Raw genomic sequence first — 13,704 nt, forward strand, 5'->3', positions numbered from 1 at the left:
AAATGAAAAATAAAATATTTCAAAAAATTGCATTCACCATTATTGCAGGGCTTTTCTTAAATGCCTGCTCTAATAAGCTGGATATTTATCCCAAAAATGGCCTCTCTGCCGACCAGGTATATTCCAGCCCGGATGGGTATAAATCTGTATTAGGAAAAATATACCAAACCTTATCTACTACTGGTAATGCAGGCCCAGCTGGCGATCCCGATATTGCAGGCGGACTTAATGAAGGCTCGCAAATTGCATTTATCCGTGGATTTTTTAATTGCGAAGAATTGCCTACAGATGAAGCTGTAGTTGCCTGGAACGACCAAACCATTCATGATTTTCATGATTTAAAATGGACCAGTGCCGATCCTTTTTTAAAAGGGATGTATGCACGCCCTATTTACAATATTTCTTTGGCCAATGAATTCATCAGAGAATCTGCCGATGAAAAACTGTCTGCAAGGGGCATTACCGGCGCTGCTGCCGATGAAGTAAAAAACCTTAGAGGCGAAGCAAGGTTTTTAAGAGCATTTAATTATTGGGTAATGCTGGATATTTTTGGCAAATCTACTTTTTTAACCGAAGAGGATGGCGTGGGTGAATTTTATCCCAGAGAAATTTCAAGAGCAGATTTATACTCTTATATAGAATCTGAATTACTGATTTGCGATGCAGAACTACCTGCGGCAAAATCAGCTCAATACGGCCGTGTAGATAAGGCTGCTGCCTGGGCCTTGCTGGCAAGGCTTTACCTAAATGCCGGAGTTTATAGCGGTAGCACAAAATATACTGAAGCTATTACCTACGCACAAAAAGTAATAAGCGCTGGTTATATGTTGCATAGCAATTACAGGGAACTGTTTATGGCCGATAACGACAGGACAAGCAAGGATGAATTTATTTTTGTAGCTCCATGCGATGGGCTTACGGGAAAAGCTTATGGAAACACTACCTTTTTTATACATGGAGCATCCGGTGGAGATTATTTAGAATTTGGCGCAAATAATGGCTGGTTTGGCTACAGAGCAACAAAAGCTTTTGCAAGCATTTGGCCCGATCTTACGGGCAATACCGATAAAAGAGCCATGTTTCAAACCAGCGCTTATAACGCAACTTTAAGCCAGGCAGATATTGATGATATTGCCAATTTCTCCAATGGGCTCCATGTAAACAAATACAGGAACATTAGGGCAGATGGCGGCGCAGTAAGGGATCCAAACTCTGAGTTTTCTGATATTGATTTCCCTATTATTCGTTTACCGGAAATATACCTTATTTATGCAGAAGCTGTTTTGAGAGGCGGTTCCGGTGGCGATATAAATACTGCCTTAGGATATATTAACGACCTTAGAACAAGGGCAGCAGCAAACACCATTACTTCTCCTGAACTTACCTTGCAATTTATTTTAGATGAAAGGGCAAGAGAATTATATTGGGAAGGCCACCGCAGGACAGACCTTGTACGTTATAACCTTTTAACAACAGGTACTTATTTATGGCCCTGGAAAGGCGGCGTTGCCAATGGTACTGCCGTAAACAGCAAGTACAACATTTTTGCCATTCCCTCTGCCAACTTAAACTCAAATCCTAATCTTCATCAAAATACAGGATACTGATTATTAATTTTCAAATTATTAAAAAATGAAAAAAATTATTTCAAGTCTTTTCATTCTTTCAGCACTTGCCTTGCTTTTGGTATCTTGTAAGAAAGAAGAAAACGAAATTATTTTAGAAGGCGGAACCAACCCCATATTTACCGCCAGCACCGCCGGCCCGCTTGTACTATTAAAAGACAATGCAGCAGACCCGGTTATAACACTTACGTGGACCAACCCCAATTACATGTTTAACACCGGCGTAAGTTCGCAGGATGTAAATTATGTATTGCAGGTAGATACCGAAGGAAGCAATTTTTCAAGTTCCTTTCTACAGGAATCTACCTTTGCCAACGACCTTAGCGTAATCCTTACCCACAAAGAACTCAATACCATTTTATCCAGGATGGAATTAATGTCTGGCGTAGAACACAATGTAGAAATGCGTGTTAAAACTACCCTGGTTAATGGAGCAGCCCCGCTTTATTCCAATAGCTTTTTACTTAAAGTAACTCCTTATCTCGACTTTGTGGTAGAGCCACCCGGCACCGCCGCCAATAACTATGATGATGGTGAATTATGGGCAGTTGGCGATGCCTTTGCATCGGGCTGGAGCAACCCATTACCTTCTCCTTACGATGTAAACCAAAAATTTACCCGTATTGATATTTTGCATTATGAAGCAGTACTTAATTTTAATGCAACCGGAGGTTATAAATTAATTCAGCAGCAAGGCGTGTGGGGAACCCAGTACCATGCTCTGGCACCTAACCTGGCGCTTTCGGGTAATTTTGAAAAAATGGATGCCGATCCGCAATTTCCATCTCCCGGCCCGGGCTTATATAAAGTTGAAGTAAACTTTCAAACCGGTAAATACAAATTAACACCACAATAATAAGCACACATAAACTTTCATAAAATGAAAAAATTTTTAAAATTCTTTTCTCTTGCTGCGGTTGCCATTTTAGGATTGGCAGCTTGTGAAAAAGTGGATGATTTGCCCTATTATAACCTGGGTAATGATATTACACTTTCCGTAGCGCCTGCCTCGGCTACGCCTACACTGGCAGATACGAGCAGCAACGTCCTGAATTTTACCTGGACATCGCCAAAATATGCAACAGATACAGCTAATTATAAGTTTATTATTCAAATAGACTCTGCAGGCAAAAATTTTGCCAACCCAACAACTAAAACCGTTATGGGCGCACTTGGCGCTTCATACACCGGCGGAGAAATGAATAATATCCTGCTCAACTATGGTTATGCATTAGGTGCTACCGTTTCGCTTGAAGCAAGGGTAGTTTCATCTTATGGCAATAATAATGAGCAACGTACTTCCAATACTGTAGGTTTTACCGTTGCAAGTTTTGACCACCCTTCTATTTTAACAACAGAAAATACTTCGGTTACAGGTACATTGGCCACTGCCAATGATCACTCCAATACTTTTAACTGGACAAGTGCTTTTCAAACCTACTCCGGCACGGTTACCTACGACCTGCAATATGATGCAGCCGGAAATAATTTTGCAAGTGCACAAACAGTTCCCGTAGGCTTAAGTATGAATACTATTTCCTTTAACCAGGCAGATATGAATAGCTTTGCTTTAAATACGGGTATTGCTGCAAACTCTTCGGGTGATGTTGAATTCAGGGTTAAATCAACCACAGATCATGGCGCTATTTCTTATTCTCCTTTTGTAACAGTAAATATTACCACTTACCTGCCTATTCAAAAAATGTACCTTGTTGGCGGCATGCAGGGCTGGGATATTAACAACCCATTGGAAATGATTAATGATGCAAAACCTGACAGGTTTAATAAAATATTTTATTCCTACATTAAATTGGATGCAGGTACCGAATTTAAATTTGCCAAAACCCCTGGCGACTGGGGTTCTGCTTATGGAAATAATGGTGCAAACGGTACGGGTTTTAATACCGGCTACAACTCAGGCGGTAACTTCCAGGTTACTACCGCAGGTATTTACAGGCTTACCATTGACATTGAAAATAATATGGCCTGGGTTCAACAAAAACAAGTTGGTGTTGTTGGCGGAATGCAAGGTTGGGATCCTTCTGCACCAAATTATGGTGGTATAGTAGGCAGAGATAAATTTTTAATTATTGCCAATAGTAGCGGTAGCGATGAATTTAAATTTCATGATGGCCCGGCCTGGGACAATAGCGGCCCGGATAAAGCCCGCTGGTGGGGTTCTTCAGGTACAGAAAACTTAGACAATGATGGTAATGGAGCCAATATTGTGGCTAATGCTTCTCCCCGTACCCGTTGCATTTGGAACGGAGATAATAAATTACAATTAAAATACGAAATATCGGCTGCTGCTGAAATGCGTTTGGTAGGTGATGGCATTACAGGTGTACCTGCCTGGAACCCCGGTGCCAGCCCTCAAATGATCTACTCGGGAAATGGCGTGTGGACTATTACCACACAATTAGATGCCAATAAGGATATTAAATTCCTTTCAGGACCCGATTGGGGCGCATTTGATTATGAAGATGCAAGCGGTGGCGCTACTTCTACCAATACACCCAGGGCAATACAATGGACCGGTGGCGGTAACTTTAAAACACCAGCCCTTGCAGGTACTTACACAATTGTACTTGACGAGTATAGCCAAACAGTTTCCATTAATAACTAAAAGAAAATTACTTTATTTAAAAACGCTTCTAAATAATAGAAGCGTTTTTTTTATGTTTTTTTTGTTGTGAGAGTTGCGAAGCTGCATCCTTATCTAACAGCCAGGTGATACTTCCTTCAACCGGTTTAATAATTTGAGCAGGAAAAATTTCAGGCTGAAACTTACCTTCCAGTACTTCTTTTACTGCAGCCGATTTTGATTTTCCTGCAACTATAAATACAATTTCTTTAGCTGCATTAATTAACATTGGCGTAAAACTGATGCGTTGCATTTTCTTTGTAGTTACATACACATCTTTTACCAAAGCATCATTCTCCTGCAGCAATTCCGAGCCGGGAAAAATGGAAGCCGTATGGCCTTCTTCACCCAAACCTAAAAATATTAAATCAAAATGCGGCAGGTTTGCATTGAAAAATTTTTTGATGCCTTCTTCATAATGCAAAGCATCATTTCTATAATCACCTGAAACGGGGATACGAAAAATATTATTTTGTGGAATTGGTACCAAATCCAATAAATGGCTTTTAGCCTGAAAGGCATTATTGTCTTTACTGTTGTAACTTATGTAGCGTTCATCGCCCCAAAAAATAAATAGTTTTTCCCAATTGATTCTTTTGGTATTTTCTTTTTGCGCCAGTAAATCATACATCAGGTTTGGGGTGCTTCCGCCGGAAAGCGCTACGGCAAAACTTCCTTTTTGTGCAATATTTTTTTTTGCCAGCCCAATAAAAATTTCCATTGCACTTTGGCACAATATTTTTGCACTATCAAAAACATTAATCATCTTTTTGATTTGAATTATTTATAGACATGGTGATCCACTGGTTGCCGTCTTTGGCAATTAAAGATTCTGCTCCTTCGGGTCCAAAACTGCCTGCTGCATAATTAGGGAAGTTTACCGATGGGTTTGCTTTCCAGTTTTCCAAAACCGGCTGTACCAGTTCCCATGCAGCCTCTACCTGGTCGGCACGCATAAACAAAGTTGCATCACCTTCTATTACATCCTGCAGCAAAGTTTCATAGGCTTCAGGAGTTGTGCCTTCATAACTTTCTTTATAACTAAAAATCATGTCTACCGGCGAAAGTAACATTTGCGGACCGGGGCGCTTGGCCTGCATCCGCAATTTTATTCCCATATCGGGTTGTATATTGATTACTAATAAATTACTGCGCCAGTTTTCATTGGCTTCGCTTGGAAAAGATTGGTGCGGCACTGGCTTAAACTCAATGGTGATGCAACTGATAGACTGATCCATCCTTTTTCCGCTGCGCACATAAAAAGGCACACCATTCCAGCGCCAGTTTTCTATTTGAAATTTAATGGCGGCAAAAGTTTCGGTTACAGAATCGGGCGCTACATTGGCTTCCTGCCGGTAGCCTTTTACTTTTTCGCCTTCTATCCACCCCGGGCCATATTGTCCCCTTACAGCTACATTATGGATTTCATCTTTCTTTAAAGGTAAAATTGCCCTTAAAACATCGGCTTTTTTATTGCGCACCTCGTCGGCAGCAAAACTTACCGGCGGTTCCATTGCAATTAAGCAAAGCAGTTGCATCACATGATTTTGAATCATATCCTTTAAAGCACCGCTGGTTTCATAGTAACCACCTCTTTGTTCCACTCCTATTTTTTCGGCAACGGTAATTTGTACCGAGTCAATAAAATTCCTGTTCCATATTGGTTCAAAAAGGGCATTGGCAAAGCGGAAGGCCAAAATATTTTGTACGGTTTCTTTACCCAGGTAATGGTCAATACGGTAAATTTGGTTTTCTTTAAAAATTACCTGCAATTGCTTATTGAGTTGCTGTGCTGATTTAAGGTCAGTACCAAATGGTTTTTCAACAACAATTCGGTTGTGTAACCTGTCTGTTGCAAAACCAGCTTCGCCCAGGTTTTCAGCTATTACTCCAATAAATTTTGGGGGGACAGCCAGGTAAAAAATACGGTTTGCAGGAGCTTGTTTTTTTTCAAAAGAACACTTAATTTTTTTGAGGTTACTATAAAGCTTTTTTTGGGTAAAATCGCCTTTGAGTAGTTCTATCTTTTTTTCAAACCCTTCCCATTTTGCTTTTTTGGTTTTGCCGCTACGGGAAAATTCATCAACGCCACTTTTTAAATTTTTAACCAGGGTTTCTCTATTGGCAATAGAAGTACCAATGCATACTATAGAAAAATTTTCGTGTAGCCAGCCACCTAAATACAAATTATATAAAGCCGGAATGAGTTTTCGCCGGCTTAAATCGCCGGTGCCTCCAAAAATATAAATTACGGCAGGCGTATTATTACTTATGTTGTTCATATATAGATATTATCTTATTGTTTGGTTCCAGTTGGTATGAAAAATGCCTTCTTTATCGATACGCTGGTAAGTATGCGCCCCAAAAAAATCCCGCTGTGCCTGTATTAAATTTGCCGGTAGCCATGCGCTATTGTAGCTGAGGAAATAATTAAGCGATGCACAAAATCCCGGAACGGGAACAGCAGCAAGTATTGCAGATGAAACCAACTGCTGAAAGCCTTCCCTGCAACTATCTAACTCTTTTGAAAAGAAACCGTCATTCATCAGGTTTTGCAAAGAAGTGTTGCTTTGATATGCTACAGTAATTTTTTCCAGCAAAGCTGCCCTAATAATACAACCGCCACGCCATATTGATGCAACGGCTGCAATGGGTATATCAAATTTATAATAAGCAGATGCATTTGCCAGCATATTTAAACCCTGTGCATAAGAAAGGATATAACTGCTGTAAAGCGCCTGTTCAAGCTGCGCTAAAAACACCTGTTTTTCATTTGGCTTTTGCGAAAGTTTTGCCGGAAATATTTGCGCTAATTTTTCTCTTTCGCTTTTATACGATGAAATAATGCGTTGTGCAACGGCTACATCAATTGCAGGGATTGCAGCAGCAACATTTGCCGCATCCTGGCTCGTCCATGCACCGGTTCCTTTTTGGCCTGCGGTATCCAAAATTTTATCTATCAATAAACCGCTACCGGCATCATCGGGTTGCAAAAAAACAGCAGCAGAAATTTCCATTAAAAAAGAATGCAGCCTTCCCTTACTCCATTGGGCATATACCTGTTGCATTTCTTCATTACTCATTTGGGCATAGCTTTTCATTAAATGATAGCTTTCACTTAATAATTGCATAATAGAATATTCAATGCCGTTGTGCACCATTTTTACATAATGGCCAGCGGCTCCGTTTCCCATATAGGCCGTACAAGGCTCGCCATTAACTTTTGCACAAACTGCTTCCAGCATGGGCGCAATACGGCTATGCGCTTCAATATCGCCACCTGGCATTATGCTTGCACCATAGCGTGCACCGGCTTCGCCACCCGAAATACCCATTCCCATAAAATGCACTTTGGAATTTGCCAGCTCATCCAGCCTGCGTTGTGTATCTGTAAAATGTGAGTTGCCGCAATCTACAATTACATCGTTTTCGCCCCAGTAGGTTTTTAAATCCTGCAAAACAAAATCCACAATTTTTCCTGCAGGCACCAGTAAAATAATATTCCTTGGAGTTTCCAGCCTTTCAATAAATTGCTTCAATTCGCTAAAGGCAATATCCTTTTCTGAATGGATTGCTTTATTTAACGCATTGGCTTTTTGCGGATCTTTATCATAACCTACTACGCTAAAGCCGTGTTCCCTGATGTTTTGTAACAGGTTGCTGCCCATGGTACCTAAACCAATAATTCCAAAAGTAAATTTTTCCATTGTATTTATCAGTTATTCCTTTTACAAAGATCGGTGAGAGCCTACAATAAAATTTGAAAAAAAATTAGCTTAACAATTACGGCATATTCAATAATTTTCGATTCCTTTTTCACTAAAAATTAAATAAGGGAATTTTGTATCCGCTTTACAGGTATTCAATTTAAAATGCTGCCAAAGAGAGATAGTTTTAGCAAATAAATGATGATTTTTTGTATTATTAAACATTTTTTAGCAACCTCTCTAAGTAACAAAAACTTCAAAATTCAAGTTTTAAGTATTCCTTTTACAATTTCCAAATTGGGCTTTGCCCAAAAACTCGGTTTGAAAAAAGTAAGCTGAAATATAACCAAATGGTTTATTTATATATAAATAAATTATATTGTTCAAAAGAAAAAAAAGCATTTTCTTGCATTTTTTGAAACTATGCTGTAGTTTTACAGTTCGTAATCCGCTACCGTAAACAGATAACTACAATATCTAATTTTCCTAAGAAACTTTACTAACCTCAAGCCAATTTCTTATACTGAAGGCCATTCCCTTTAGCATCCTATTTCTTTTGTCAGCCGATTTAAATTACCTCAAAATCAAAAAGTTTTGTATGAAAAAGAAATTTACACATGGCCTTGGCTCCATTCTATCAAGGAGTTTGATGCTGCTTGCTGCCATCGCCTTCATGAACAGCTTTGCCATTGCGCAAACACAACCCTGCACCAATTCCGTAACCTTATGGGCGGAGGATTTTGGTACAGGAAATGATACTACAAGTCATCCCGATGCAACATTTACTTATGAGCCAACCGGTCCGCTGTTTGCCGAAGGATCTTACAGGGTTGCCAGTAATCTTCAACAAAAAATTGAATGGCATAACTCACCCGATCATACCGGCAATACCGATGGAAGGATGTTGGTTATAAATGGCGATTTAGGTGATTTTTTTATTCACACGATAACCAATCAAAATCCTTTCTCAAGTGGTGCTTATTATTTCAGATTTTATATTATTAATGCAAATGTACCTTATGCATGTTTTGGCAATCCATTGTTTGCGGCAGTTAATTTAAATGCAGAGTACCAGGATGGCAATGGCAATTGGATAGCTTTACAAAATTCACCCAATATTGGCAGCCAGGTTCCTACCAGCAACAATCCTGTATGGATACAACAAGGCGGCACTTTTATCCTGCCTCCAAATGTAGTAACCAACAATATTCGCATAAGGCTCTCTGATGCAACCGGTGGTGGATGTGGCAACGATTTTGCTGTGGATGATTTTGGATTGTACTATTGCCCCGATGGCGGACCATTACCTGTGAACTTTTTGGATATTACTGCTGCTCAAAAAAGTACAGGCATTTTAGTACAATGGAAAACAGCCTTTGAATTAAATAATAAATACTTTAATATTGAAAAAAGTACAGATGCTGTAAACTGGACAGTGATTGGAAGGATAGAAAGCCATGGAAACAGCCAGTTTGTACAAACTTATAATTTTTACGACAGGAGCCCTGTAGTAGGCAACAATATTTACCAGGTAAGGCAATATGATTTAGACAACCGATCAACCTTATCGAGAATTGCCAGCGTAAAGGTTTCCATAAACGGAACAAGCGCTACAGTAATCAACAACCCTTTTATTAACCATATCAATATTGATTTTCTAAGCAAAAACAGCATGCCTGTAGAAATAGCGCTTTATGATATGGCCGGCAAACAAGTAGCAGTAGAAAAATGTAAAGTTGCCAGCGGAAGTTCTCGTATGACATTTACCAAAGCTGCAAATGCAGGAAGGGGAATGTACATTATGACTATTAAAGGAAGCAACAACGAAGTAATCTTCAACGGTAAATTGATTAAACAATAATTAAGTTTCCTTCAATAAATTATAAAAAAGGCTGCAGGTTGCAGCCTTTTTTAATACCTCATTCTTTTGAAAGTATTTTGCAATAAAATGTCAAATGCTTAAATAGTGCCTTTAAAAATAATACTTTTATTAAACTTGCATTATGCGGTATGGCACTTTGAACATATAAAAACAATTTTAAAAGAAATATAGTGAAAAATATAAAATGCGTTACTATTTATACCATAAAAGACCATACTAAGTTTTCTTAAAAATATTTTAATATGAATTGCCTCACAGAAATTTTTTGTACTTAGTATAGTACCGGCAATAAGCATAAATCATTATCCCCGGGATAAAATAGTTTTTTTTAATCGAACGTTATCGCCAAGTAGGAGTTGGTTTTGTACCTGTACTTTTTATTTCTTTTGTAAAAGAGATTAAGTAATTTTTGTATACATAAAAAAAGGCCGCCTAAAAAGGCGGCCAAATAATTATGGATTATTTTTAACTTAGTTAAACAGGTAGCGCACCCCTAACTGCACACTCCAGGTGGTACCAAAAGTGGTAACATCCCTGTACATACTTGTGGGCAATACAGTTTGGCCATTAATACTTGTGGTATTCATTTTAAATGTAGGGTTAATACCCTTTGTTACAACAGATAATGGTGTATTGGCATTATTAATTAGCTGTTGACGTATTCCCCAGTCTGAATTAAGAAAATTAGAAAAGTTAATAATGGTTGCGGTAAACTGTAAGGTATTTTTTGTTTTTCCAGCATTAACAAAAACATCCTGTATAAATTTTAAATCAAAGCGGCTGTTCCAGGGCATTACGGCTGCATTTCTGCCAGCTATTTTTCCTTTATGGCTGGAAAGATATTTGCTGTTTTTAATAAGTGTATTAAATGCATCTACCTGCTGCTGAGGCGTAAAGCCGTTTGCTGTTACAAAATTTACTTCGCTGGCATCATTTGGAATATATAAAAGATCGGCAGCAATGGCATCTCCATTCACATCCCCGTTGTAGGTATATGAGTACCTTCCTGCAGTAGAGCCATCATAATATAAGGTAACTGTTGTTGCCAGGTGTTTTAAATATTCTTTAGTGTAAGAAAGCGTACCCACAATTCTGCTGGGTAAGGCATCAATTGCAGATGCCAGGAATATATCATTGGGGTTATTGATAATGGGAGTAGCGCCCCAGGCAGAACTTGCATTAGAGCCTAAGTTATCGGTAGTAGATTGTGCCGTAGTGTGGCTAAAGAATAAGGAACCATAGAAGCCTTTCTTTTGTGCCATTGAAACACCTACGGTAAAGTTAAAGGAGTATCCTTTGCTGGTATTTGATAAAATACTTGCCGAGTTTCCGCCAATTTTATTGTTATACTGGTAAGCTGCAGAGTTGGCATAATAATCCCTGCCATCGTACATTTTTGCAGTAGCTTCTTTTCTGTTGGCGCCAAACTGATAAACAGACTGCAGATCTTTTGAGTACAATAAATCAGCAGTTAAAGTAAACGGAGAGTTGCCTAATTTTTGATCGAAGCCAATACTTGTTCTAAAAACTTTAGGCATTTTAAAATTAGGGTCAACCAAAGCTACAGTTCCAGGAGCGCCACTTTTAGGAGATTGGATAAATACATTTTGAGCGCTGGCCGGTGTATTGTTCAGCCAGTAAAGCCTGTCGGGATTAAAACGTATATCGCCAATCCATGATGCAGAAGCGCTGTAACTTCCGGGTTCAATAAGGTTTTGAATAACGCCGGTATTGGTAGGTTGGTTGGTAAGCCATACAAATGGTACACGGCCGGCAAATATGCCCGTTCCACCACGTATCATCAGGCTCCTGTTTCCATATACATCCCAGCGGAAACCCACTCGTGGAGAAAGTATCACCCTTTTTTTGGGCCATACAGCAGAACCATATTGCGTTACTTTACCATCCTGGTTTAATAAATCCAATGAATCAATTCCAGGGTTTGCTATTAAGTCATCTTTAAATGTAGGCAGCTCTGCCCGTACACCAAGGGTAACATTAAAGCGGTCGGTAACGGAAATATTATCCTGGGCATATAATGCTGGTAGAAAGTAAGTAGCTTTTGCATAAGGATCCATTCCGGGATATACATAGGTTAAGCCAAATTGAATTGGAGCTACTTCACCCGGGGTTCCGGTTGTTAAAAAATCGGCAACACTTGCATAGCGGTAGTATGAAGTACCTTCTCGCTGGTAGCTGTTTCCAAATTTTTGCATTTCAAAACTTCCGCCAAATACAAAATTATGTTTGCCTTTGGTAAGAGAAACGTTGTTAAAAATATTCAGGTTATCGTTTATTACGCTATTGTTATAGCTAAACAATTCATAGCCAAATGACATATAATTTTGATAAAAACTGGAAGAACCAGTTCCTACACCATCGCCAATATCTACAAATGGAAACTCGGGGCTATTGGCCTTTCGATCGGTATTAATTTTACTGTAGGTTACCAGAAACTGATTAGAAATTTTATTGGAGAATTTACTGTTGAGCTCAAGCGTAAAAGATTTTACTGAGTTAACAGTGCTGTACATTGTGCTTTCAAAAGCCATAGAGTTTTGGCCCACCCTAGGATAGGAGTTGAAATTAGTGCGTGGATTAGGGCCAGAGTTGGCATTTACGAGTGAAGGTTTATCGCTTTTAGTAGAATTAAACCTAATGGCAAGCCTGTGGTTATTGCTGATGTTCCAGTCAATGCGAGCCAATAATAACTTTACCTCAGATTGACTGTTAGTGTAATTTTCATATCTTCCGGGGTCATAACCCCATTTATCAATAAGGTGTTGTTTCACCGCTTCAAGGTCGCTCTTTTTTACACGAGTAATATTTTTATCGGGGTCTGCAACGCCATCTTCAGAGGCTACCCAATAATTGGTAGCGCCGGCTGCAGGGCCCGTCATGGTAATTTTTTCTGCATTTAGGAAGAAAAACAATTTGTTTTTAATAATTGGTCCACCCAGGCGAAAACCATAGGTTTTTGTAGAGCTTTCCTGCAAACCTGTTAAGTATTCGCCTTTTACTTTACGGCCTATTAAACCCTCGTTAGAAAAAAAGTAATAAGCAGAACCACTTAATGTATTGGTACCACTACGGGTAACAGCATTGATGCCTGCACCGGTAAAGCCGCCCTGGCGTACATCGTAGGGAGCAATATTTACCTGTATTTCTTCAATTGCATCAATGGATACACCACCACCACCAGGTAAAGGATCGTCACTTAAACCAAAGCCGTTATTAAAATTGGCGCCGTCAATTTGTACATTATTGTAACGGCCATCCCTGCCTGCAAAAGAGTTTCCATTTGACTGTGGCGTAAGCTTTGTAAAATCTGAAATGCTCCTGCTCAACGCAGGCATGGTGGAAATTTGCTGAACCGACACATTTGTTGAAGCCCCGGTTTTAAAACGGTTCAAACGGGTTGTTCTTCCTGTTGCCGCTACAACAACTTCAGAAAGTTCGGTAGCAGATGAAGATAATTGTTCATTGGCAATATAAGATTCACCCAAAACAAGATAAACATCGTTTAATACCTTATTGGGATAACCCACATTGGTTATTTCAATTACATAGGGTCCGCCTATCCTCATTCCCTGTATGGAATAAACGCCACTACTATTGGTTGTACTGGAATAAACAGAACCTGTGGGTGTGTGAGTAGCCTTTATGGTAGTGCCGGCCAACACTGCACCTTTTTCGCCTTTTATGGTACCTGTAATACCACTGGTAGTAACCTGAGCTTTCACCGTAAAAAATACCAAAAAACAAAAAAGTAATAATAAGTTTAATCTCCTAAGCATAGCAAAAAATTTTATTAAGCAAAGAAAACAAATTAATTAACACAATCAA

The 13,704-nt window shown here is 39.2% G+C and carries 8 protein-coding genes; 4 read left to right on the forward strand and 4 right to left on the reverse strand.

The window, feature by feature from the left end; translation table 11 throughout:
- The first annotated feature begins 2 nt into the window (after positions 1-2).
- From IPO46_04500 to IPO46_04510, 3 genes are read left to right on the forward strand one after another with little or no spacing between them, the layout of a single operon-like run.
- Positions 3-1,607 (forward strand): RagB/SusD family nutrient uptake outer membrane protein, encoded by a 1,605-nt coding sequence (locus tag IPO46_04500; GenBank protein QQS63847.1) that lies wholly within the window; start codon positions 3-5, stop codon positions 1,605-1,607.
- Positions 1,608-1,632: 25 nt separating this feature from the next.
- Positions 1,633-2,481 (forward strand): SusE domain-containing protein, encoded by an 849-nt coding sequence (locus IPO46_04505; GenBank protein QQS63848.1) that lies wholly within the window; start codon positions 1,633-1,635, stop codon positions 2,479-2,481.
- A 24-nt stretch (positions 2,482-2,505) separates the two neighbouring features.
- Complete coding sequence (locus IPO46_04510) at positions 2,506-4,251, forward strand: SusE domain-containing protein (GenBank protein ID QQS63849.1); 1,746 nt, start codon at positions 2,506-2,508, stop codon at positions 4,249-4,251.
- A gap of 28 nt (positions 4,252-4,279) precedes the next feature.
- Here the strand turns inward: IPO46_04510 and pgl are convergent, their stop codons facing one another.
- Genes pgl through gndA form a run of 3 tightly spaced genes read right to left on the reverse strand, consistent with a single transcriptional unit; the run spans position 4,280 to position 7,976 of the window.
- The gene (pgl, locus tag IPO46_04515; protein QQS63850.1) at positions 4,280-5,035 is read right to left on the reverse strand and encodes a 6-phosphogluconolactonase; all 756 of its coding nucleotides are present in this window, start codon (positions 5,033-5,035) and stop codon (positions 4,280-4,282) included.
- Entirely contained in the window at positions 5,028-6,551 is a 1,524-nt protein-coding gene (gene zwf / locus IPO46_04520) for a glucose-6-phosphate dehydrogenase (protein ID QQS63851.1), read from the reverse strand. Before zwf ends, pgl begins: the two co-directional genes overlap by 8 nt.
- A 9-nt stretch (positions 6,552-6,560) precedes the next feature.
- Positions 6,561-7,976 carry an NADP-dependent phosphogluconate dehydrogenase gene (gndA, locus tag IPO46_04525; GenBank protein ID QQS63852.1) on the reverse strand — a complete coding sequence of 472 codons (1,416 nt, stop codon included), beginning with the start codon at positions 7,974-7,976 and terminating at the stop codon, positions 6,561-6,563.
- Between the two features lie 598 nt (positions 7,977-8,574).
- Between gndA and IPO46_04530 the strand changes: the two genes are divergently transcribed.
- A complete protein-coding gene (locus IPO46_04530) occupies positions 8,575-9,837 on the forward strand; it encodes a T9SS type A sorting domain-containing protein (protein QQS63853.1) in 1,263 nt (420 codons plus the stop codon).
- Between the two features lie 491 nt (positions 9,838-10,328).
- On the opposite strand, the gene IPO46_04535 is transcribed toward IPO46_04530, so the two are convergent.
- Entirely contained in the window at positions 10,329-13,655 is a 3,327-nt protein-coding gene (locus tag IPO46_04535) for a TonB-dependent receptor (GenBank protein QQS63854.1), read from the reverse strand.
- Positions 13,656-13,704: the final 49 nt, after the last annotated feature.

It is taken from the genome of Chitinophagaceae bacterium (genome assembly GCA_016699815.1).
GTDB lineage: Bacteria > Bacteroidota > Bacteroidia > Chitinophagales > Chitinophagaceae > Ferruginibacter.

What these genes read in the sequence shown, in the direction of transcription:
- pgl (QQS63850.1), bottom strand. Translation starts at nt 5,035, where the DNA reads ATGATTAATGTTTTTGATAGTGCAAAAATATTGTGCCAAAGTGCAATG.
- IPO46_04505 (QQS63848.1), top strand. Translation starts at nt 1,633, where the DNA reads ATGAAAAAAATTATTTCAAGTCTTTTCATTCTTTCAGCACTTGCCTTG.
- zwf (QQS63851.1), bottom strand. Translation starts at nt 6,551, where the DNA reads ATGAACAACATAAGTAATAATACGCCTGCCGTAATTTATATTTTTGGA.
- IPO46_04530 (QQS63853.1), top strand. Translation starts at nt 8,575, where the DNA reads ATGAAAAAGAAATTTACACATGGCCTTGGCTCCATTCTATCAAGGAGT.
- gndA (QQS63852.1), bottom strand. Translation starts at nt 7,976, where the DNA reads ATGGAAAAATTTACTTTTGGAATTATTGGTTTAGGTACCATGGGCAGC.
- IPO46_04500 (QQS63847.1), top strand. Translation starts at nt 3, where the DNA reads ATGAAAAATAAAATATTTCAAAAAATTGCATTCACCATTATTGCAGGG.
- IPO46_04510 (QQS63849.1), top strand. Translation starts at nt 2,506, where the DNA reads ATGAAAAAATTTTTAAAATTCTTTTCTCTTGCTGCGGTTGCCATTTTA.
- IPO46_04535 (QQS63854.1), bottom strand. Translation starts at nt 13,655, where the DNA reads ATGCTTAGGAGATTAAACTTATTATTACTTTTTTGTTTTTTGGTATTT.